Source organism: Salinicola tamaricis (assembly GCF_003006155.1).
GTDB classification, from domain to species: domain Bacteria; phylum Pseudomonadota; class Gammaproteobacteria; order Pseudomonadales; family Halomonadaceae; genus Salinicola; species Salinicola tamaricis.
Genome location: NZ_CP023559.1, coordinates 2,677,238 through 2,698,562, shown reverse-complemented (window position 1 = coordinate 2,698,562; position 21,325 = coordinate 2,677,238). Strand labels below are relative to the sequence as shown.

Sequence of the window (21,325 nt, the reverse complement as noted above, 5' to 3'; positions counted from 1 at the left end):
CAACGAGGGAGACTGGCCCTTCACTGCCGGGAGCCGTCGATGGCCCACACGCTCGATCTGTTCGTCTACCCCGACTGCCAACTGCTGGATGCCAGCGGCCCGTGGCAGGTGTTCGCCAGCGCCAATGAAGCAGCCGGCGAGCCGCGCTATCGGCTGCGCCTGCTCGCCGCCGAGCCCGGCCCTGTAGTCACCAACGGCGGCATGACGCTGGTCGCGACCCACGCCCTCGACACCACGCCGGCCGGCGACACACTGCTGATCGCCGGTGGCCACGGCGTGCATCGGTTGAGCACCGCCGTGCTGGATACCTTGGCCGCCCGCGCCGCGCACACCCCCAGGGTCGGCTCGATCTGTACCGGCGCCTTCGCCCTGGCCCGGGCGGGCCTGCTCGACGGGTGCCAGGCCACCACCCATTGGCGCCACGCCGCGCGTCTGGCTGCCGAGTTCCCCGCCATCCAGGTGCGCGCCGAAGCGCTCTATCTGTGCAGCAACGGTATCTACACCAGCGCCGGCATCACCGCGGGGATCGACCTGGCCCTCGCCCTGGTCGCCGCTGACCAGGGCGAGGCGTTGGCCGGCCAGGTGGCGCGGGAGCTGGTGATGTTCCTGCATCGCCCCGGCGATCAGGCCCAGTTCAGCGAAGGCCTGCGCTGCCAGCTCGACAGCCACGGGCGCCTGCGCCAGGTGGTCGACGCGGTGATCGGCGACCCGCTGGCGGCGTGGGACACCGAGACGCTGGCCGCACGCATGGCGGTGACCCCGCGCCACTTCCAGCGCCTGTTCCGGCGTCAGCTAGGGATGACCCCGGGCGACTTCCTCACCCGCCTGCGGCTAGAGCAGGCGCGGCGCCTACTGGCCGAGAGTGCGGCACCGCTGCCGCGTATCGCCGAGCACTGTCGGCTGGGCGGCGGCGAGCAGCTCAGGCGGCTGTTCCAGCGCCACTACGGTCTACCGCCGAGTCTCTCTACTACCGCGCCCGCTTCGGCCCCGGTGAGCACCGCCAGGCCTAAGTAGCGGCTAGAAGCTGACCTGAACCGTGGTCCCAAACACCCAAGCGTTATCGACCGAATCCACCGCCGAGGGCGAGACCACATACTGCAGGTTGGGCCGCAGGCTCAGATAGCCGGTCAGGTTGACGCTGTAGTAGAGCTCGGCGTCGTACTCGTGGCCCTGGCGCGGCAGCGGCGTGAGCGAGCCGGCGGGGGTCGCGTTGTAGTAGTCGATGTAGTCGTTGACGTCGTCGTTGACGTGCAGATAGGCCAGTCCGATACCGGCATCGTCCTGCGGGCGGGCGTCGAACGGCCCCTGGTAGGTCGCACCGATCGAGACATAGCGATCGATCCCCGCGGTGTCGCCGTGATTGGTGTTACCCATGCTGAACAGCGTCAGGCCGCGCTTGGCGTCGCCGCCATGGGTCGTCACCTGCTGCTGGATCACATAGTAGAGCCCGGTGTTGGTGTCGCTGGTGCGTGTCGCGGGGCCATCGCCATAGGCGCGGTTGTCGACGTCGTGGGTGTAGAAGCCGAGTTTGTAGGTACCGGCCATGCCGTCGACCGTGGGCGTGTAGCCCAGCTCGATGGGGTACATCGTGCCCTGGGTGCCGCTGTGGTGCAGGTCCAGGCCGTGGTCGTTGTCGAGGTTGCTGTCGTTGAGATTGAACACACCGGCCTGGACGTACCAGTCGGCGGCGAGATTGGCGCGGACCACCGCCGCCCACTGCGAGATCGGCCAGTTGTAGATGTCATTGCCCCAGTTGCCCGGCTGGGCGCCGCCGAAGGCCAGATTCTGGAAATGGCTGTCGATGGTGGCGAAATCGTCGCCGAAGGGAATGCGCCCCAGCTTGATCGAGAGCGCATCGTCGAGGAAGCGCTGGCGATACCAGAACTGGGTCAGGCGTGTGACCGGGCCGCGCCCCTGAACCTCCTGCACGCTGGATCCACCCACCGTGGCACCGGGGTCGCTCAGGCGATCGTTGACGCTATGGCCATTGCGGTTGGTGAGGGTCACCTGGAACTCGGCATCGGGAATACTCAGCAGGCGCTCGAGATCGAGATTGGCGCCCAGCGCGAACTGATCGGCGTACTTGGTCACGTGGCTGTCACGGTAGCCGCCATCGAGAATGGTCGCTGCTTCGCCGACATAGTCGAAGTCGAAGCTGACCCCGGCCGCTTCCAGCGCCGTGCGCTGGCCGCCCCAGTCGCCGAACATATGCGGAGAGTCTGCGGCGAAGGCTGAGTAGGCCTGGGCCGCTGGCGTCCCCGCCATCAGCGCCAGTGCCGCCAGGGGCAGCCGCCAGCGCCGCCCAACGCCTTGCTGACTCTCCCTGACGCGCGCCGCCCTCATCGCTTCGCCGCCGGCCGCACCCCTGATGCCACTCATTGCTCCGTCCATGATTCGCCCTGTCGTTTGTTAGCGCGTTATCGATAAGCGCTTTATCATAGTCCCAGGAATAGGCAACGGAAATACCCTTGTCGTCTAATATTCCCATAGGAATGGTGGGGACCAGGCGCGTGGTCGTTTTGGGTGGCATGGCGGTCATTGTCGACCCAACTCGGGCGGCAGACACTCACAGCCTGGACCTTCAGGAGCCGCCCATGCGCCCCACCGCCCTCGCCACCCGATCTGCGCGTCATCCGCGCCTGCCGCCCAGCGTCTGGGGGCTGACCCTGTGTCAGGCACTGCTGATCAGCGGCAATGTGCTGCTGATCGCCACCTCGCCACTGATCGGGGCGCGTCTGGCACCCAGCGCCGGCTGGAGCACGCTGCCGGTGGCGCTGCAGCTACTCGGGCTGACCGCCGCCACCCTGCCCGCCGGCTGGCTGACTGCACACCTGGGACGCAAGCGCACCTTCGTGCTGGGCAATCTGGTCGGGCTGGCGGGCATCGCCGCCTGTCTGCTGGCGCTGGTGCAGGCGCACTTCGGCCTGTTCAATCTGGGCACCTTCGCCATCGGCATGAGTATCGGCGTCGGCATGCTCTACCGCTTCGCGGCGCTCGAAGCGGCCCCCGAGCCGTTGCGCGACAGTGCGCTGAGCTGGGTCATGGCGGGGGGCGTGGTGGCGGCGCTAGCCGGGCCCTGGCTGGCAGAGCACCTGCGGGACGCCCTGGCGACGCCCTTCCTGGGCAGCTTTATGGGTCTCGGGGGGCTCTATCTCGCGGCACTGGGGCTGCTGTCGACGCTGCGCTTCGCGCCGGTGACGCCGCGGGCCACACCGCTGCCGCCGCCACGGCCAGTGGGCCAGCTGCTGCGCCAGCCGCTGCTGCCGGCGGCGATCGCCTGCGCTGCCCTGGGCTATGCGGTGATGAACCTGGCGATGACCGCGACACCGCTGGCAATGAGCCACGCCGGGCACGATTTCGGCGCCGTCGCCGAGGTCATCCAGTGGCACATGCTGGCGATGTTTGCGCCCTCGTTCATCACCGGCCGCCTGACCCGGCGCCTGGGCCATGCGCGGATGATCGCCATCGGCGCGCTGTGCCTGTTCGCCAGCCTGCTGTGTGCCTGGCTGACCCCGGCGGTGTGGGCCTTCGCCCTCGGCCTGGGGCTGCTGGGCCTGGGCTGGAACTTCACCTTCCTGCCCGCGAGCGCCTGGCTCACCACCCACTACCGCGCCGGCGAGGCGCCACGGGTCCAGGCCATCAACGACTGCGCGGTATTCGCCCTGACCAGCCTCTCGGCCCTGGCTGCCGGCCCGCTGAACGCCTGGCTCGGCTGGCAGCAGCTCAACCTGTGGCTGCTGCCGGGGTCTTACTGCTGCTGGTGATCGCCCTGCGTGCGGCGCGGGCGACCCCCCACGGCTCAGGAGCGCGTACCACTCGCGGCGGCCAGGAACGCCTGCGCCCGCTCGCTCGGCGCGCGGCCGAGCAGGCTCACCCCGACGAACAGCGCACTCGCCAGCGGTAGCGCCCAGATTCCCGGCGGCAGCCCCAGCGGCTTGGCCCCGCTGAGGTAGAGCGCGATCACCGCCAGGCCGCCGACCAGGATACTGGCCAGCGCCCCGGCAGCGGTACCGCGGCGCCAGTAGAAGGCACCGATGATCGCCGGCACGATCACCACCAGCCCGGTGGAAGCCGCCACCGACAGCACCGCAATCAGGCTCAGCTGCAGTTCGGCGAAGAGAAACGCCACTACCGCGATGAGCGGCAGCACCCACTTGCCGACGCGCAGCTGGCGCGCCTCGCTGGCACCCTCGGCGAGGTTGGCATAGACATCCCGCGACAGCATCGAGGAGAGCGTCAGCATGATCGAATCGATGGTCGACACCGCCGCCGCCAGAATGCCCACCATCACCACCACCCCGAGCAGCGGCGGCACATGGGTGGAGGCCAGCAGCGTCGGCGTGGCCAGGTCCGACTGGCTCAGGTCGGGGAAGGCGACCAGCGCGGAGAAGCCCCACAGCACCGAGACCAGAGTGTAGATGAAGCCGAACACCAGAAAGCCGATCAGCATCTGGCGCATCGACTTGAGCGAAGCGGGCATGAACAGCCGCTGGCTCACCTGCGGATTGGAGAGGCTGAAGAAGAACCACGGAATGGTCAGCCCGAGGAAGGTGGTCAGACTGAACAGGCCCGGCCCCGGAACCGTCAGCGCCGCCGGATGCTCGTCCGCGAGGGTGTCGAACAGCGTGGCGAAGCCGCCCAGCGAGTGCACCACCAGCAGCGCCACCAGGGTGGAGGCGACGATCATGAACAGCGCCTGCAGCGAGTCGGTCCACATCACCGAGCGAATGCCAGCGATATAGGAGAAAAGGATCGCCAGCAATGTCGCCACCACCACACCGGTGGTGAACGGAATCGCCCCACCGCTGATGCCCGCGAGCAGATAGCCGACCCCGGCGAGCTGTACCGCGGCATACGGAATCAGGAACAGGCAGCTGGCCACCGCGGTGACCACGGCGACCCGGCGGTCAGCGTAGCGGTGGCCGAGCATCTCGCTGGGGGTGACATAGCCGAAGCGCTTGCCCACCGCCCAGAAGCGCGGGCCGAAGATCGCCACCAACGAAACCCCGGCGAAGTAGACGATCTCGAAGCCGAAGGCGCCCACCCCGCCGGCGTAGGTCAGCCCCGCCAGCCCCACCATCATGAAGGCGCTGTAGGTGGTGGCACTGTAGCTGAGCGCCGAGACGAAGCCGTTCATGCGGCGATTGCCAAGGAAGTAGCCGCTCATGTCGACGCCGCTGCCGTTGGTGGCGGCGCTGCGCGACAGCCAGGCGATCGCCAACCCCGCGACCAGATAGACCGCCACCGCCGTCCAGATCAGTTGAAGACTCATGCTCACGCCTCCGGGCCGTCACGAAAATCGCGGGTCATCATCACGTTGCAGACGATCACCGCCACGCCCACCAAGGCCCAGAAGAGAAAGCTGCCGTACCATGCCCGAACCCCGCTGAGCAGCCCATAGGGCACCACGTAGCAAGCCAGCACCAGCCCCCAGACCACCCATTTCCAGCCCCGTGTACGCATCGCGCCCCCTCTTTGTCATTGGTGATGTCGCGTCAATCACGCGTGATATTACCCGGAAATCCCGGCCCCGAGTGCTCTACCCTTGGCGACAGCTTTCGATGTGGCGCCGATGTCTGCACCTGCCCCAAGGAGACACCGCATGACCAAGACGCGGGCCGCCCAGCCCCACGGCTGGCAACTCGACCCCCTGCGCCTGGAGACCCAGCTGCGCGCCTTTCTGGCGGAGGATATCGGCCACCTGGACCTGACCGCGACGCTCATGATCGACGCCGATGCCAGCGGCCGCTTCGTCATGCGCGCGCGCGAACCGATGCGCCTGGCCGGCGTCACCGCCGCCGCCCGCACCTTCACCTGCTACGACCCGCGCATCGCGGTCAGCCCGGCCGTGGCCGACGGCGAGGACGTCGAGGCCGGCGCGCCGCTGATGCACGTGGCCGGGCCGGCTCGCAGCATTCTGACCGTGGAGCGCACCGCGCTCAATCTGATCCAGCACCTGGCCGGGATCGCTACCCTGACCGCACGCTATGTCGAGCGTATCAGCGGCACCGGCGCCCAGTTGGTCGACACGCGCAAGACCACCCCGGGGCTGCGCATGCTGGAGAAGCACGCGGTCGCCTGTGGCGGGGGCCGCAACCACCGTCTGGGGCTGGATAGCGGGGTGATGCTCAAGGACAACCATATCGCGGTGTGCGGCAGCATCGCCGCCGCGGTGGCCCGCGCCCGTGCGCAGTTGCCGATCCTCACGCGCATCGAGGTCGAGTGCGACCGCCTCGATCAAGTCACCCAGGCGCTGGAGGCCGGGGCGGACGTAATCATGCTCGACAACATGCCGCCGGCCGAGATGCGCCAGGCGGTGCGCGAGGTCGCCGGGCGCGCGCTGCTCGAGGCCTCCGGCGGCGTGCGCCTGGAAACCATCCGCGAGATTGCCGAAAGCGGCGTCGACTTCATCTCCGTGGGAAGGCTGACGCAGTCGGCGCCGGCGGTGGATATCGGCCTCGACGAAGACACCGCAGCCGCGACCTGACCCGGCGGCCACCCGCGCTTGGTTAGACAGGACCCGCACGAGCAGACAGGAGGAACGAGTGCATGGCGAGCACCGGCATCAACAACGCCGACACCGTAGCGGCCTTCGGCCGGCTGATGGACGAGCTGCTGGCGGATGCCAACGGCCCGCGCAAGCCGCCGGTGGTGACCTTCTGGTGCGGCGCCGGCTTCTCCAAGGCGTGGGACCGGCGCTCGCCCACCGACGGCGAGCTGTTCGCCATCGATCTCGACGATATCCGCGACTTTCCCAACCTGCAGCACGTGATGCACGTGATCGGCTGGGAGGACTATCGCCATCTCGACTTCGAGCGCTTCAAGAATCTGCGCTACGTGCTCGACATGCAGGTGCGCTACCCCGATATCCGCAACCGCTACTTCGATGACCAGAACCTGCGCCTGAGCATCCATGAGCTGCGTACCCTGGTGATGCGCCGCTTCACCGCCGCCTGTGATATCCACAACGTCGACGACACCACGCTGCGTTTCAGCGCCACCGAGGTCAGCGCCGAACAGCGCGCGATCACCGACTTCTTCGCCGCGCTGGAGGATCGCGCCGACCGCGCCGGGCTGGGCGACGCCTGGCCGCTATACCACTTTCTGACCACCAACTACGACTTCACCATCGAGACCATTCTCGAACGCGTCTACCGCCAGCAGGCACCGGTGTTCGGTCGCCTCTATCGCGGGGTCACGCCGCAGCGCATCTGCGGCGGCACCATCTGGGAGCACCTGCCGCGCACAGTCGACCGCAACGTGATCAAGATCAACGCGGGTTCGAGATCCTGCCTACGCTGGAGGGGTTCGACTTCGAGTATCGCCAGCGCAGCGACGCCGAGATTCGCCAGGAGCCGCCGCTGCTGATCCTGCCCTCCCAGGTGCAGGACTACGATGAGCCTTACTTCCACCAGGTCTTCCCCAAGGCGGTAAGGCTACTGCGCGAGACTGACGTGCTGGTGGTGGTGGGCTACAGCATGCCGCAGGAAGATTCGCTGGTGCGCTTCATCCTGCGCCAGCTGGCGGAGAGCCCGCACGACGCCCGTGGCAAGCATGTCTTCGTCATCGACACCAAGAACCACGCCACCATCAAGTCGCGGCTGGAGGAGATGTTCTTCTATCTGCCGCGTATCGGCTGGCCGCGCGAGCACTACTACAGCGGCCGCTTCGAGGATTTCTGCGCCCAGGTCACCGGCGGCGCCTGAGTGCGCCGGAGACCTGACGCTCGAGATGCAACCCAGCCAGACGACGACAGGGTTCAGGCGTTGATCTTGACCAGCAGATGCATCAGCGCCACCCGCTCGGCCGGGTTGAGGCTACCCATGGTCTCCTCGGACACCTTGAGCGCGCGCGGGGTCATCGCCGCCAGCAGCTCGCGCCCAGCGGCGGTGAGCTCGACGATCACCTTGCGCTGGTCGCGCGGATCCGAGGTCAGTGTCACCCAGTCACGCCCCTTGAGCCGCTTGATCACGCCACGGATCGTCGCCGGGTCGATCCCGGTGACCCGGACCAGCTCGCTCAGCGCGCTGGGTCCGCGTTCGGCGATCTTGCTCAAGGTCACGAACTGGATCGGCGTCAACTGCTCGTCGCAGCTCTCGCGCTGGAAGATCGCGGTGTGGCGCTGGTAAGCCCGACGCAGCAGGTGGCCGACCTGCTCGCAGAAGTCGATTTCTTCCTGGGCGCCGTAGGCCTCGTCTGTAGCAATCCCTGTGGCCGCCGAATGGTAATGCAGCATGGCGTCTGGCTCCCCGATTCCCGGTCGTCGCGGCGGGCGCATCTGGTCATCGGCGGTAGCGGCAGAACCGCTTACGCGCACTCGACTAGACCGCCGCCTCGCTGGCACCCTTCCCTGGCGCCGGCTGCCGCGCGGGCGCCGACATGCCATGGCGCCTGGCCACGACGCCAGGATGATTGTCGAATAAATGTGCAACTCACCCAGAATAATAAAAGGTTTTTACCCCCATTTCTGTAAGCCATCGGCCTAGTCGTGTAGGAAAAGTCGACGGGCACAGAGGGCAGCGTCGGGGTCATGTGCCTAGACTATTGTGTAAGCTACACGCCCATTCGACGCGCGCCGCACCACCCGCCACAGCGCCGGGCGGGTACCGCGCAGCGTCCTCAGGAAGCGGCGATCGCCTAGGTGCTGTCTGAAAAGTCGACGAGCGAAGGCCAGGCAAGGCAAAAATCGGCGAAAACGCGGAGTTTACGGGGTGTAAATGAGCATTTTGAGCCGATTTTTAACGACGCATGGGCGAGCGCAGTACTTTTCAGACGGTGCCTAGGTGACGCCAGCGCAGGAAAGGATTCCCAAGTTCATGCAACACCTCGATCTACAAGTGCTCGACACCGCGCTGCGCTGGGCCAACGCCGGCGAGACGGTGTGGCTGTGCAGCGTACTGGCCACCTTTGGCTCGTCGCCGCGGGAGCCCGGCTCGCTGCTGGTGGCCCAGGCCGACGGCAGCCATGTCGGCTCGCTCTCCGGCGGCTGCGTCGAGGAGGATTTTCTCGCTCGGGTGGCCGCCGGCGAGTTCACCGACCCGCTCGCGGTCGTGCGCTACGGCGAGGGCGCCGACGAATCGCCCCAGGTCAGCCTGCCCTGCGGGGGAATTCTCGACGTGTTGGTGGAGCGGCTACCGGCGGATGCCGAGACCCTGACCCAACTGGAAGTGATGCACGCGACGCTGCTCGGCCAGCGCTCGCTGGTGCGGGTGATCGATCTGCCCAGCGGCCGGCGGCGCTTCACCGCCGCCGCCGAGAACGGCCCGCGGGTAGCGCGCGAGGGCGACGAGGTGCGTCTGCGCCTGGGCCCGGCGCTGCGGCTGATCATCGCCGGCATCTCGCCGGTGTCGCGCTTCTGCGCCGAGTTCGCCCAGGCGCTGGGGTTCGAGGTGATCGTCTGCGACCCACGTGAGGAGGCGCGGCGCGACTTTGCCGTGCCCGGGGTCGAAGTGCAGGCGGTGCTGCCCTCGCTGTTCATCGCCAGCGGCGCCTGCCACGCTGCCACCGCGGTGGTGGCGCTGACCCACGACCCACGGATCGACGACCTGGCGATGATCGAGGCGGTGCGCACCCCGGCGTTCTATATCGGCGTCATGGGCTCGAAGCGCACCTCGCACAAGCGCGCCGAGCGCCTGGCCCGCTCCGGCGGGCTGAGCACCGACGACATCGCCCGGCTGCACATGCCGATCGGTCTCGATCTGGACAGCAAGACCCCGGCCGAGATCGCCCTCTCGGTGGTCGCCGACGTGCTGCGGGTGCGCCGGGGCAAGGCGCGCGATGCGCTCTGAGCCGACGCTGGTGGCACTGGTCATGGCGGCGGGAGTCGGCCGCCGCTTCGGCAGTGACAAGCGCCGCCAGGCGCTGGCCGACGGCCGCACCCTGCTCGCCACCACTCTGGCCACGGCCGCCAAAGCCTATCCGCGTCACTACGTGGTGCTGCGCCCGGATGAAACACCCGCCGCCCTGGGCCTGGCGCCGAACACGCCGGTGCTGAGCGCCCCCGCGGCCGCCCATGGGCTGGGGGCCAGCCTGGGCGACGCCTTTCGTCAGTTGCTGGTGTGCGCGCCCGACGCCACCGCGGCCGCGGTGATCCTCGGCGACATGCCATGGCTGAGCACGGCGAGCTGTGCACAGTTGAACGCCCGGGCCAGCGCCACGGCGATCGTGGTGCCCAGCCACGCCGGCCAGCGCGGGCACCCGGTGATCTTCGGCCGCCACTGGTGGCCAGCGCTGGCCCAGCTAAAGACCGGCGAAGGTGCGCGCGCCGTGGTCGCCCGACACCGCCACGCGGTGGTCACACTCGAGCTCGATGACCCTGGCATCTGGCGCGACATCGACCGGCCCCAGGACCTGCCCGGCTAGGCGGAGTCTGAACGGTGCCGCGTGCGTCAGCCGGCGAACTTGTCCCACGCCAGCAGGCCCCAGGTGGTAGCGGCCATGCCCAGCGCCAGCATTACCGCAGCGGAGCCGATATCCTTGGCGCGCCCGGAAAGCTCGTGGTGCTCCGGACCGATACGGTCGACCACCGTCTCCACGGCGCTGTTGAGCAGCTCGACGATCAACACGACACACAGCTACCCACCAGCACCAGCCACTCCACCGGGTCCTTGCCGATCCACCAGGCGAACGGCACCAGGACCGCACACAGCGCCAGCTCCTGGCGGAAGGCGGTCTCATTGCGAAAGGCGGCGACCAGCCCCTTGAGCGAGCGAGTAACCGGTGGAGTGGATCAGGTGGCGAAAGCCGGTCTTGCGCGAACTTGATTTCATCGGAACCTGTCGCGGTCGCCACGACGACCGCCCTCGATCGAGAACGAAGTGAGCGTCGACGCGCTCCGGTGCAGCGGAGTCGGCCGTCGAGAAAAGTGTCGACGATGGTAGCAGAGCCGCATGACGTCGGCACCGGGCGTCTATCACAGGGTCGAGGGTCTCTGGTCTCTGGTCTCTGATCTCTCGCCCCTGGGTCCGCCCGCCCCTTATGCTGGCATGACACGCATACCACGATACCGAGACAGTACCGCGTCACTTTGCCAACAGGATCCCTCATGCCAGCCCCCCACCCGCTCTATCCGCCACTCGAACCCCACGCCAGCGGTCACCTGGATACCGGTGACGGCCACCAGGTCTATTGGGAGCGTTGCGGCAACCCGAACGGCAAGCCGGTGGTGTTCCTCCACGGCGGCCCGGGCAGCGGCTGCCATCCGATCCACCGCCAGCTGTTCGACCCCGCGCGCTACGACATCCTGCTGTTCGACCAGCGCGGCTGTGGCCGTTCGACGCCGCATGCCAGCCTCGACAACACCACCACCTGGCATCTGATCGAGGACATGGAGCGACTGCGCGAGATGATCGGGGCCGAGCGCTGGCAGGTATTCGGAGGCTCGTGGGGGGCGACGCTGGCGCTTGCCTACGCCGAGCGGCATCCGGCTCGCGTCAATGAGCTGGTGCTGCGCGGCATCTGCACCCTGCGCCAGCAGGAGCTGGACTGGTTCTACAAGCACGGGACACGCCACATGTTCCCCGAGAAGTGGGAGCGGCTGGTGGAGATCCTGCCCGAGTCGCAGCGTGACGATGTCATTCGCGCCTTCCACGCGCGGCTCATGGGCGACGATGTCGAACGCCAGCTCGAAGCCGCCCGACGCTGGAGTGTGTGGGAGGGCGAGACCTCGAGACTGGTGCCCGTCGACGCCAGCGCGTCCCATGCCGCCGACCACTTCGCCCTGGCCTTTGCCCGGATCGAGAACCACTACTTCATCAACCAGGGCTTCTTCGAGTACGACGGTCAGCTACTGGCCCAGGCCGACCGGCTGGCGGGCATTCCCGGGGTGATCGTCCACGGCCGCTACGACATGATCTGTCCGCTCCAGAACGCCTGGGAGCTGGCCAAGGCGTGGCCGGATGCCAGCCTAGAGATCATCGAGGCGGCAGGTCACGCCTTCAGCGAACCGGAGATCATGGCCGCGCTGGTGCGGGCGACCGATCGATTCGCCGAGCGCCCCTGAGCCGAGACCAAGGGGTGCGACCGTGAAACGCGGACAACGGGAGGCAGCGCCTTCCCGTTGTTCGTGAGACGCGGCGTCTCAGTTCTGGGGGCGCTGCTTGGTCGCGTCGAGCCCGGTCTTCTTCTCGGTGGTGAGCTTGGTGATCTCCGCGGAACTCGCGATCGCGCGATCGAAGACATCCTTGAGATCGGCCAGCGCGCCGGTACTGCCGAGCGCACCGTTTGGCGGCATCGGCAAAGTTCCAGTGGCCGGAGAGGCCATCCCGTTAGGGTTATCGAGCGTCTCGATGGCGGTATAGACGTCCGGATGGCTGAGCATGTAACCTGGCCGCGGCGGAGACCTGTGGCGGCGTGTCACCGCCGGCATTGCTGGCGAGCGCCTCCAGGTCACGCTTGTAGACCGCGCCGCCATGCGCCTTGACGTAATCGGCGAGCAGCTGGCTGGACTGGCTCGAGGTCAAGCGATCCTCGAACGTCGAGAACGAGGGTGCAGCATTCGAGGGGGTATTGCCGGTAGCGGAGATGGTCGACATCGGAATTTCCCTGGCATGAGATGATTTTTAGAATATCGCCACGTGCACCGACGCTGTTGCGCCCGCTTGCGAGACGGGCCTGCTGCTGGCACACGCTCTGCATCACGTATCCGCGAGTGCGGATACCTCGACGAGTATATCGCCCGATCGACGTCGGCCCGACGTCGCTCGAGCCGCCTTGAGCGCCTATTTGGTTCCAATCTGCAACATTACGCGCTCGGTAAGTAACTCCACGTTACGCCAAGTACCTCGCGGAGGTCTCGCGGGATCACTCCGAAGCGGCGGCCAGATCGAGAATCGTCGCTGCCACCGCCTGGGCCCGAGGCACGCAGGTCTCCAGCCGGCAGTACTCCTCGTCGGTATGCATCTTGGCCCCGACCGGCCCGGTGCCGCACAGCGTGGGGACGCCCAGGCTGGCGGTGGTGCCGGCATCCGAGCAGCCGCCAGTGAACTCGCCCTCGACGGCGAAGCCCAGCCGCGCCGCCTGGGCCTGGTAGCGGGCGAACAGCGCCGCGCTCATCGCAGGCTCCAGCGGCAGGAAGCCGGAGGTCTGGGTGAGCGTGGCCCGGGTGCCGGGGATCTCCTCCTCGGCGACGATCGCCGCGATGGCCTGGAACAGCGTCTCGCGCTGGGCGTTGTCGACGAAGCGGGTGTCGAGCTGTGCGCTCGCCGCCGGGGCCACGGTATTGCGCGACACGCCGCCCTCGATCACCCCGACGTTGGTGGTCACGCCGCTGGCATAGTCGGTCAGCGCGTGCAGCTTGACGATCTTGCGCGCCAGCGCCTCGATCGCGCTGGCGCCATCGGCATGGCTCACCCCCGAGTGGGCGGCGCGCCCGCTGACCTCGATGCGGAAAGCAGCACCGCCCTTGCGCGCGGTCACCACGTTGCCGCTGACCCGCCCGGGTTCGGCGTTGAACACCGCAAGCGCGCCCTCGGCGGCGGCACGGATGAACGCGGTGCCGTCCGGCGAGCCGATCTCCTCGTCGGCGGTGAACAGCGCGTGCACCGCGAATGGCAGCCCGCCGGCACGCTTGAGCGCCCGCAGCACGAACAGATTGAGCACAGCCCCGCCTTCATGTCGGCGACCCCGGGGCCGAAGGCGAGATCGCCCTGGGGGTGTAGCCGCGCTCTGCCACCGTGCCGCGGGGAAAGACGGTATCGCGATGTCCCATCAGCAGCACGTGCCCGCCAGCGCCGGCCGCCGGCAGGCGCACCTGGAGGATATCGCCGGAACCTTCACGCGGCGTGCGCTCGAACGCGATGCCATCGGCCTCGCACCAGCCGGCGATGGCGTCGGCGACGGCATCGGTCCCGGCCTTGTCGTAGCTGTTGGAGTCGATGTTCACCAGCGTCTCCAACACGCCACCATCGCCTCCTGCTGCTGCGCCAGCCAGTCGCAAGCCTGCGCCAGGCGAGTCTCGTGGTCAGTGGCACTCATACGCTTCTCCTCATTGCCTGGCGTGCGGCATGCACGCTCGCGCCCTGCTCGCCCAGATCCCACCACAGCCCGGCCATGATGCCCAGCCCCTCGCGCAGGATGCTGGCCAGGGCGTGCTCGTCGGGGGCGTGCTGCGAACACGCCGGATAGGAGTGCGGCACCCACAGGGTGGGCAGCCCGAGCGTCTCGGCGAAGACATCGTTGGGCAGCGAGCCGCCCAGATTGGGCAGCAGCGTCGGGGTCTTGCCGCTGGAGGCGTGGATCGAATCCAGCGCCCAGCCGACCCAGGGGTCGTCCGGGTCGAGCCGGGTCGCGCGCATCTGCGATACCCGCGCCGTACTCACCTCGACATCGTCGAAGCCGTGGGCATCGAGATGCAAGCGCAGGTGGCGCAAGAAGTGCTCCTGATCGCTGCCGACCACGTAGCGCAGCTGGGCGTGGGCATAGGCCTCGCCGGGAATAGCGTTGGCCGGCGCCTCGGGGTTGCCGGCCTTGAACGCCAACAGCTCCAGGGTGTTCCAGGCGAACAGCCGCTCGGCGGGCGTCAGCCCCGTCTCGCCCCAGCCCTCGGCCAGCGCCGGGTCGCCCGGCGTGGTGCCGACTTCCAGCGTCGCCAGCGCCTGCTTCACCGCCGCAGGGATCGCCGGTGGGCGCAGCCCCGCGACCCGAATCCGGCCATCGGCATCGACCAGTGAGGCCCAGGCGTTGGCCAGGCGCGTCGCGGGGTTGGAGAGCACGCCGCCCCAGTTGCCCGAGTGGTGGGCGCCTTCGCGAGCGCGCAGGCGCAGGTCGAAGTTGAACGACCCGCGCGAGCCGAGGAACAGGGTCGGCGCATCCGCCGCCAGGCGCGGGCCGTCGGAGGCGATGAACAGGTCCGCGGCCAGGCGCTCACGGTAGGCCGCGCAGACCGCCTTGAGCCCCGGCGAGCCGGTCTCTTCGCCCATCTCCAGCACCAGCTTGACGGTGTAACCCAGGCGCCCGCCACGCGCTTCGATGACCGCCGCCAGCGCGGCCAGATTGATGCTGTGCTGGCCCTTGTTGTCGGCGGTGCCGCGGCCGTACCAGCGCTCCCCCTCCACCGTCAGCTGCCAGGGTGAGAGCCCCTCGCGCCACTGGTCATCGTAGCCGCGGACCACGTCTCCGTGACCATAGCTGAGCACGCAGAGGGCCGCCTCGGCTTCGCGTCGCTCGGCCAGCAGCAGCGGGCCATAGCCCGGCTCCGGATTGGCGACGATCTCCCAGGTGAAGCCGAGCCGTTCGAGCTCGGGAATGATGCACTCGCGCAGATAGCGCTCCAGCTCGGCCTCCCCCTCACCGCTCTGGCTATCGCTGCGCACCGCGATCCGGGCCGCCAGCTGGCGGCGGAACTCGCCCTCGTCGAAGCCCTTATAGACGCTGGCGAGCGCTTGTTGACGTGACATGCAGTGTCCTCGAATAGACTGAAAAAGAGCCTCTAGGCACTATCTGAAAAGTACTGCGCTCGCCCATGCGGCGTTAAAAATCGACTCAAGATGCTCATTTACACCCGGTAAACTCCGCGTTTTCGCCGATTTTTGCCTTGCCTGACCTTCGCTCGTCGACTTTTCAGACAGCACCTAACACCGTGATGCGACCCGCTCAGGCCGAGGCGAAGTGACAAGCGGCGCGGCTGACACCGGTGGTTTCCGCGGTGAGCGTCGGGCGGCTCTCACGGCACAGCGCCTGGGCCTTGGGGCAGCGCGGATGAAAGGCGCAGCCGCTGGGCGGATTGCTGGGGTCGGGCATGACGTCGCCCAGGCCGATGTCCGGCACCCCCAGCCCGGGCTCCGGCGTCAGTGCCGAGGCCAGCAGCGCCTGGGTGTAGGGATGGCGCGGCGCGGCGAAGATCTGCTTGCGGCTGCCCTCCTCGACGATCCGCCCCAGATACATCACCGCGACCCGGTCGACCAGATGCTCGACCACAGCCAGGTCGTGGCTGATGAACAGATAGGTCAGCCCGAACTCCTGCTTGAGATCGAGCAGCAGATTGAGAATCTGCGCCTGCACCGACACGTCCAGCGCCGAGGTCGGCTCGTCGCAGATCACGATGTCAGGACGCATGATCAGCGCCCGGGCGATCGCCACGCGCTGGCGCTGGCCCCCGGAGAGCTGGCCCGGAAACTGCGCGGCGGCGCGCTGGGGCAGGCCCACCAGGTCAAGTGTCTCGGCGACCCGTTGGGCCCGCTCGCGCGGGGTGCCGATGCCGTGCACGCGCAGCGGCAATTCGACGATCGCCGCCACCCGCTTGCGCGGATTGAGCGATGAATAGGGGTCCTGGAAGATCGGTTGGATATGCCGCGCCAGCGCCTTCTGCCCGGCGTCCCCCAGCGGGCGGCCATCGACGCGCACCTCGCCGGCACTGGGCGTTGCCAGCCCCAGCAGCATCTTGGCCAGGGTGCTCTTGCCGCAGCCGGACTCGCCGACCAGACCCATCACCTGGCCGCGCGGAATCGCCAGCGAAACCTCGCTCACCGCCTGCAGTGCACGGCCGCGCTTGAACAGCCCGCCACCCAGGGTGTAGCGCTTGGAGAGTGCGCACAGCTCGAGCGCCGGCATGGTATCGATGTCGGTGTCAGGGCCGGCGCCAGCCTGATCGGCCAGTGCGCCGCGGGACGATAGCGCATTCATGGGCTCAGCTCCGGTTGGGCAACGCGCGTGGCCGCGCGGTGTTCAGCGTAATGGCAGCGCGCCTGGTGGTCGCCGGTGAGGCGGCGCAACTCGGGCGTGTGCTCACAGCGCGCGGCATCGACCTCCCCCTCGCGCACCAGCGGGCAGCGGTTGCGGAAAGCGCAGCCTTCGACCTCGCCGACCAGGCTCGGCACCACCCCGGGGATCGCCTGCAGGCGACTGCCGGGTGGCGTTTTCCCGGGCGCCGGGATGCAGCTCAACAGCCCGCGGGTATAGGGGTGGCTGGGGTTGGCATAGAGCGCCTGAGTGAGCGCGGTCTCGATCACTTCACCGGCGTACATCACCGCCACGCGGTCGGCGATCCGCGCCACCACGCCGAGATCGTGGGTGATGAAGATCACCGCGGTACCCATCTCCTGCTGCAGGTCGCGCAGCAGCCGCAGGATCTGCGCCTGGATGGTCACGTCGAGCGCCGTGGTGGGCTCGTCGGCGATGATCAGATCGGGGTCGCACATCAGCGCCATGGCGATCATCACGCGCTGGCGCAGACCGCCGGAGAGCTGATGCGGGTACTGCGCCAGACGCTCGGCAGCGGCGCTGATGCCGACCCGTTCGAGCAGTTCGATGGCGCGCTCGCGGGCCTGGCGGCGGTTGCCCAGGCGGTGGCGCAGGAACGCCTCGCACAGCTGATTGCCCAGCGTGTAAGCCGGGTTGAGCGCGGTCATCGGCTCCTGGAAGATCATCGCCATGCGCCGCCCGCGCAACTGGCCGCGCCGCCGCTCGGAGAGCGCCGTCAGCGACTCGCCGTCAAAATCGAGGCGCCCGGCGCTGAGCCGGGCACGCCGCGGCAGCAGCCCCATCAGCGCCAGCGAGGTCATCGACTTGCCGCAGCCGGACTCCCCCACCAGGCACAGCATCTCGCCGCGCTCGACGCTTAAGTCGATACCGCGTACGGCGTGCAGGGTGCCGGCTTCCACCGGCAGATCGACCCGCAGGTCCTGGACATCGAGCAGTGGCATCAGTGGCGCCCTCCCGGTGCGTTGAGATCGCGCAATCCGTCACCCAGCAGATTGATCGCCAGCACCAGCACGAACAGCGCCACGCCGGGAATCGCGATCACCCACGGCTGAAAGAACATGTAGGCCTTGCCCTCGGCGACCATCAGCCCCCAGGAGGGCAACGGCGGCTGTACGCCCATGCCCAGAAACGACAGCGTCGCTTCGAGCAGGATGGCGTGGGCCATCTCCAGGGTGATTACCACGATCAGCGCCCCGGCGATGTTGGGCAGCACTTCGCGCACCAGGATGTAGGGCAGCGAGCAGCCCAGGGTGCGCGCAGCATAGACATACTCGGCATCGCGCAGTTGCTGGGTCACCGAGCGCGAGACCACCGCGAAGCGGTCCCACAGCAGTAGCCCCAGCAGCACGATCACCGTGGTCAGCGAACCGCCGGTGAGCGAGGCCAGCGCCAGCGCCACCAGCACCACTGGCATCGCCAGGCGGGTGGTGATGATGTAGCTGATGAAGGCATCGACGCGGCCACCGAAGTAGCCGGCGAGCACGCCCAGGGTGGTGCCGATCACCCCCGAGATCAGTGCCGCCACCAGCCCGATGGTGAGCGAGATGCGGGTGCCGTAGATCAGTCGGCTGAGATAGTCGCGCCCCAGCTTGTCGGTGCCCAGCACGTGGGTCCAACTGCCCTTGTCGTGCCAGACCGGCGGCACCATACGGTTGGAGATGTCCTGGAAATAGGGGTCGTGGGGGGCCAGCAGCGGGGCGAACAGCGCGATCAGCACTGCCAGCCCGACACACACCAGGCCGATCGCCAGGCCGATCGCCAGGCCGCGATGGCCGAACACCTTGCGCGTCACCCGCGACCAGGCCGTGGGCGGCAGCGGTACTTCGCTCAGCGCGCGGGCACGGCCGCCGGCGGCGGGTGCCCGCGAGGCGCGAGACGTCGTCGAAGTCGAAACGGTCATGGCGAGCTCCTCAGCGAGTACGGATGCGCGGATCGAGCGCCGCGTTGGCGACATCCGCCAGCAGCGTCAGCACGATGTAGAACAGCGCGATGATCAGCACCACCGCCTGCACCACCGGGTAGTCGTTGCGCGAAATGGCATCCCAGGCGAGCTGCCCCAGCCCGCCGAGGGAGAACACCGACTCGATCACCACCGAGCCGCCGAGCATGAAGCCGAGCTCCACCGCGGCCAGCGCCACCACCGGGATGATGGCGTTGCGCAGGGCGTGCTTGAAGATCACCGAGGTGGTCGAGAGCCCCTTGGCACGGGCGGTGCGGATATAGTCCGACTCCAGCACCTCGAGCATGCCGGTGCGGGTCAGGCGCATCATCGCCGGGGTGGCGTAGTAGCCGAGCGCGATCGCCGGCAGGATGAAGTGCTCCAGCCCCCCGCTGCCCGCCGCAGGCAGCCACTTGAGCGTGACCGCGAAGACCACGATCAGGGTCAGGCCGAACCAGAAGCTCGGCATCGCCTGCCCCACCACCGCGAACAGCAGCGCCAGGCGGTCGACCCAGCTGTCGCGCTTGAGCGCGGCGACCACCCCGAGCGGAATCGAGATGCACACCGCCAGCCCCAGCGCCAGGCCGCCCAGGGTCAGGGTGATCGGCATGCGCTCGACGATCAGGTCGATCACCGTGCTCTGGTAGTAGTAAGAGCGCCCGAAATCGAACTGCAGCGCCCCACCCAGCCAGTCGAGATACTGGCTCACGATCGGCCGGTCGAGCCCATACTCGACGCGGATCTGCGCGACCTGTTCGGCGGTCGCCTCCGGCCCGGCGATCGACGTCGCCAGATCCCCCGACAGATGCAGCAGCATGAAGCTGACCACCGAGATGGTCAGTGCCACCCCCAACGCCACCAGCAGGCGGCGCACGATGAATGTGCCCATAAGCTGAAACGCCTCTCCCCGTCTCTCCTGACGCCTGTCGACGCTCGCGTCGACGCTTGCGTCACCCTTCTCTCTTACCCTTCTCTCGTCACCCAGCGCGTCGCGGCGGCTCTTGGGGCCCCGGCGCTTGACCGGGGCGCGGCCTCACGACAGCCGGATCACTTCCAGCTCGCCTCGACGAAGCGCGGCAGCTCGTCCGGATAGGGGGTGAAGTTGAGATCCGAGGTGTAGGCGTAGTAGGTCGAGTAGGAGAACAGCGGCGCCCAGTAGGCCTGCTCGGAGATCCGTGCCAGCGCCTGGCGGTAGTTCTCGCGGCGCACCTCGGGGTCGACCGAGGTATCGGCGGTCTCGAGCCAGGACTCGACCTGCGGGTCCTGCCACAGATCGTCGGCACCGCCGCCGAAGTAGACACTGGTGAAGGCCGAGGCGTCGTTGACCGAGTAGGAGCCCCAGGTCTTGAACGACATGTCGGTGTTGCCACTGCGCTGCTGATCGAGCAGCGCCGCCGAGGTCATGAAGCGCAGATTGGCGCGGATGCCCACGTTGCGCAGGTCGCCGATCATCGCCTCGGCGTAGTCGCGCTCGCGTTAGGCGTAGAGATCGATCTCGAAGCCCTCCGGGTAGCCGGCTTCCGCCAGCAGCGCGCGCGCCTTGTCCGGGTCGTAGTCGTACTTGACCACGTCCTGGGTCTCGCAGCCGAACTGGGCCGGGAAGCACGGCGCGTAGAGCGGCCGGCTACCGCCGCGCACCAGATTGTCGGCCATGCCCTGGCGGTTGATGGCGTGGTTGATCGCCTGGCGCACCTTCAGCTTGCTCAGCGGCGAGGCTTCGCGCCGGGCGGCATCGAAGGAAATGTAGCCGACCCGCATGGTTTCGCCGCTGGCCACGGTGACGCCGGGCATGCCCTGCATCTGCTCGGCCTGATCCGCCGGCACCCGCCAGATCCAGTCGACCTGCCCGGTCATCAGCTGGGCCACGCGGGAGTCCTGATCGGGGATCACCTTGAACTCGATGTTGCCGATCTGCGGCTGGCCCAGGGGGCTGTCGGCGAAGTAGTCCGGGTTACGCGTGAGCTTGACGCCCTCCCCCGGTTTCACCTCGGTGATGCGATAGGGGCCGGTACCGATCGGATGCCGACTGAATTCGGCCAGGCCGACCTTCTGGAAGTACTCGTCGGGATAGACCGGCGTCGGCCCGGAGAGATACTCCAGCGCCGCCGGGAACGGCTGCTTGAGATGGAAGCGCACCTGGAAATCACCGCGCTTCTCGACGCTCTCGATCCAGTCGACGTTCTGTCGCGTGACCACCTTGGCGTCGGGCGAGACCACGTAGTTGAAGGTGAACACCACGTCGTCGGCATCGAACGGCTCACCGTTCTGAAAGGTCACTCCCTGGCGCAGGGTCATGTCCAGCGTGGTGGGGTCGACCCAGTGCCACTCGGTGGCCAACTGCGGCTGATACTGATTGGTCTGCGGATTGCGGTAGATCAGGGTATCCCAGGCCAGATGCGAGAGGATGACCCCTTCACGCACGTTGTTGTGGTAGGGGCTGACGTTCTCCGGCTCGGTATCGGAGGCGTAGACCAGGGTGTCGTTGGCCTTACCGGCCAGAGCGGGCAGCGAGAGGCAGCACAGGGTGGTGCCGACCAGCACGCGTTGGAGCACGGTGGTGGAGCGCATATCGACCTCGTCTTGTTGTTGCTGTCGTCGTTGATGCTGTCGTCTGTTTATTGGCTGTCGCTTGTTGGCTGTCGTTTTTAGCTGTCGCCTTGAATGCCTTGATGGGTGCCGTTGGGTGAT

Annotated in this window: 23 protein-coding genes and 1 pseudogene; 8 read left to right on the top strand and 16 right to left on the bottom strand. The window is 67.8% G+C overall.

The window, feature by feature from the left end; all coding sequences use genetic code 11:
* The first annotated feature begins 39 nt into the window (after positions 1-39).
* Complete coding sequence (locus CN538_RS12410) at positions 40-1,014, top strand: GlxA family transcriptional regulator (protein WP_242495067.1); 975 nt, start codon at positions 40-42, stop codon at positions 1,012-1,014.
* Between the two features lie 3 nt (positions 1,015-1,017).
* On the opposite strand, the gene CN538_RS12405 is transcribed toward CN538_RS12410, so the two are convergent.
* Positions 1,018-2,379, bottom strand: coding sequence for a carbohydrate porin (locus CN538_RS12405; protein WP_207233493.1), 1,362 nt, complete (start codon positions 2,377-2,379; stop codon positions 1,018-1,020).
* A gap of 215 nt (positions 2,380-2,594) precedes the next feature.
* Here CN538_RS12405 and CN538_RS12400 point away from each other — a divergent pair, with 215 nt between their 5' ends.
* Positions 2,595-3,764 (top strand): MFS transporter, encoded by a 1,170-nt coding sequence (locus CN538_RS12400; RefSeq protein ID WP_242495066.1) that lies wholly within the window; start codon positions 2,595-2,597, stop codon positions 3,762-3,764.
* Positions 3,765-3,799: 35 nt separating this feature from the next.
* On the opposite strand, the gene CN538_RS12395 is transcribed toward CN538_RS12400, so the two are convergent.
* Both CN538_RS12395 and CN538_RS12390 read right to left on the bottom strand, forming a co-directional pair.
* Positions 3,800-5,272: a sodium:solute symporter family protein gene (locus CN538_RS12395; RefSeq protein ID WP_106419628.1), complete on the bottom strand. Its 1,473-nt coding sequence runs from the start codon at positions 5,270-5,272 to the stop codon at positions 3,800-3,802.
* A gap of 2 nt (positions 5,273-5,274) precedes the next feature.
* Positions 5,275-5,463 carry a hypothetical protein gene (locus CN538_RS12390; protein WP_106419627.1) on the bottom strand — a complete coding sequence of 63 codons (189 nt, stop codon included), beginning with the start codon at positions 5,461-5,463 and terminating at the stop codon, positions 5,275-5,277.
* A gap of 139 nt (positions 5,464-5,602) precedes the next feature.
* On the opposite strand from CN538_RS12390, the gene nadC reads away from it, so the two are divergent.
* The 3 genes from nadC to CN538_RS12375 all read left to right on the top strand — a co-directional run bounded on the left by nadC (position 5,603) and on the right by CN538_RS12375 (position 7,706).
* Positions 5,603-6,487, top strand: a complete 885-nt coding sequence (gene nadC / locus CN538_RS12385; RefSeq protein ID WP_106419626.1) for a carboxylating nicotinate-nucleotide diphosphorylase — start codon at positions 5,603-5,605, stop codon at positions 6,485-6,487.
* 62 nt (positions 6,488-6,549) lie between these two features.
* Complete coding sequence (locus tag CN538_RS12380; RefSeq protein ID WP_106419625.1) at positions 6,550-7,368, top strand: hypothetical protein; 819 nt, start codon at positions 6,550-6,552, stop codon at positions 7,366-7,368.
* Between the two features lie 14 nt (positions 7,369-7,382).
* The gene (locus CN538_RS12375) at positions 7,383-7,706 is read left to right on the top strand and encodes a hypothetical protein (RefSeq protein WP_106419624.1); all 324 of its coding nucleotides are present in this window, start codon (positions 7,383-7,385) and stop codon (positions 7,704-7,706) included.
* A 53-nt stretch (positions 7,707-7,759) separates the two neighbouring features.
* On the opposite strand, the gene CN538_RS12370 is transcribed toward CN538_RS12375, so the two are convergent.
* Entirely contained in the window at positions 7,760-8,236 is a 477-nt protein-coding gene (locus tag CN538_RS12370) for a MarR family winged helix-turn-helix transcriptional regulator (protein ID WP_106419623.1), read from the bottom strand.
* A 580-nt stretch (positions 8,237-8,816) separates the two neighbouring features.
* Here CN538_RS12370 and CN538_RS12365 point away from each other — a divergent pair.
* Together CN538_RS12365 and CN538_RS12360 are read left to right on the top strand one after the other, a co-directional pair.
* A complete protein-coding gene (locus CN538_RS12365) occupies positions 8,817-9,788 on the top strand; it encodes an XdhC family protein (protein WP_106419622.1) in 972 nt (323 codons plus the stop codon).
* The gene (locus tag CN538_RS12360) at positions 9,778-10,362 is read left to right on the top strand and encodes a nucleotidyltransferase family protein (RefSeq protein WP_106419621.1); all 585 of its coding nucleotides are present in this window, start codon (positions 9,778-9,780) and stop codon (positions 10,360-10,362) included. Before CN538_RS12365 ends, CN538_RS12360 begins: the two co-directional genes overlap by 11 nt.
* 26 nt (positions 10,363-10,388) lie before the next feature.
* On the opposite strand, the pseudogene CN538_RS12355 reads toward CN538_RS12360, so the two are convergent.
* Positions 10,389-10,769: pseudogene (locus CN538_RS12355) on the bottom strand (diacylglycerol kinase).
* 275 nt (positions 10,770-11,044) lie between these two features.
* Between CN538_RS12355 and pip the strand changes: the two are divergent.
* Positions 11,045-12,001, top strand: coding sequence for a prolyl aminopeptidase (pip, locus tag CN538_RS12350; RefSeq protein ID WP_106419620.1), 957 nt, complete (start codon positions 11,045-11,047; stop codon positions 11,999-12,001).
* A 78-nt stretch (positions 12,002-12,079) separates the two neighbouring features.
* Here the strand turns inward: pip and CN538_RS20430 are convergent, their stop codons facing one another.
* From CN538_RS20430 to CN538_RS12310, 11 genes are all read right to left on the bottom strand, one after another.
* A complete protein-coding gene (locus CN538_RS20430) occupies positions 12,080-12,232 on the bottom strand; it encodes a hypothetical protein (RefSeq protein WP_164999593.1) in 153 nt (50 codons plus the stop codon).
* Positions 12,233-12,272: 40 nt separating this feature from the next.
* A complete protein-coding gene (locus CN538_RS12345; RefSeq protein WP_106419619.1) occupies positions 12,273-12,533 on the bottom strand; it encodes a hypothetical protein in 261 nt (86 codons plus the stop codon).
* 268 nt (positions 12,534-12,801) lie between these two features.
* A complete protein-coding gene (locus CN538_RS12340) occupies positions 12,802-13,599 on the bottom strand; it encodes a M20/M25/M40 family metallo-hydrolase (protein WP_207233492.1) in 798 nt (265 codons plus the stop codon).
* A 10-nt stretch (positions 13,600-13,609) separates the two neighbouring features.
* On the bottom strand, positions 13,610-13,897 hold the full coding sequence (locus CN538_RS21170; RefSeq protein WP_207233491.1) for a zinc-binding metallopeptidase family protein: 288 nt from the start codon (positions 13,895-13,897) through the stop codon (positions 13,610-13,612).
* A gap of 73 nt (positions 13,898-13,970) precedes the next feature.
* Complete coding sequence (locus CN538_RS12335) at positions 13,971-15,395, bottom strand: M20 family metallopeptidase (RefSeq protein WP_106419618.1); 1,425 nt, start codon at positions 15,393-15,395, stop codon at positions 13,971-13,973.
* Between the two features lie 196 nt (positions 15,396-15,591).
* On the bottom strand, positions 15,592-16,620 hold the full coding sequence (locus CN538_RS12330; RefSeq protein ID WP_242495064.1) for an ABC transporter ATP-binding protein: 1,029 nt from the start codon (positions 16,618-16,620) through the stop codon (positions 15,592-15,594).
* A complete protein-coding gene (locus tag CN538_RS12325; protein WP_242495062.1) occupies positions 16,617-17,639 on the bottom strand; it encodes an ABC transporter ATP-binding protein in 1,023 nt (340 codons plus the stop codon). Before CN538_RS12325 ends, CN538_RS12330 begins: the two co-directional genes overlap by 4 nt.
* Complete coding sequence (locus CN538_RS12320) at positions 17,639-18,598, bottom strand: ABC transporter permease (protein ID WP_106419616.1); 960 nt, start codon at positions 18,596-18,598, stop codon at positions 17,639-17,641. The genes CN538_RS12325 and CN538_RS12320 overlap by 1 nt, the downstream gene beginning before the upstream one ends.
* 10 nt (positions 18,599-18,608) lie before the next feature.
* Positions 18,609-19,526: an ABC transporter permease gene (locus CN538_RS12315; RefSeq protein WP_106419615.1), complete on the bottom strand. Its 918-nt coding sequence runs from the start codon at positions 19,524-19,526 to the stop codon at positions 18,609-18,611.
* 158 nt (positions 19,527-19,684) lie between these two features.
* The gene (locus CN538_RS23000; protein WP_242495061.1) at positions 19,685-20,089 is read right to left on the bottom strand and encodes a periplasmic substrate-binding domain-containing protein; all 405 of its coding nucleotides are present in this window, start codon (positions 20,087-20,089) and stop codon (positions 19,685-19,687) included.
* A 24-nt stretch (positions 20,090-20,113) separates the two neighbouring features.
* Complete coding sequence (locus CN538_RS12310; protein ID WP_242495059.1) at positions 20,114-21,205, bottom strand: ABC transporter substrate-binding protein; 1,092 nt, start codon at positions 21,203-21,205, stop codon at positions 20,114-20,116.
* Between the last annotated feature and the right edge of the window lie 120 nt (positions 21,206-21,325).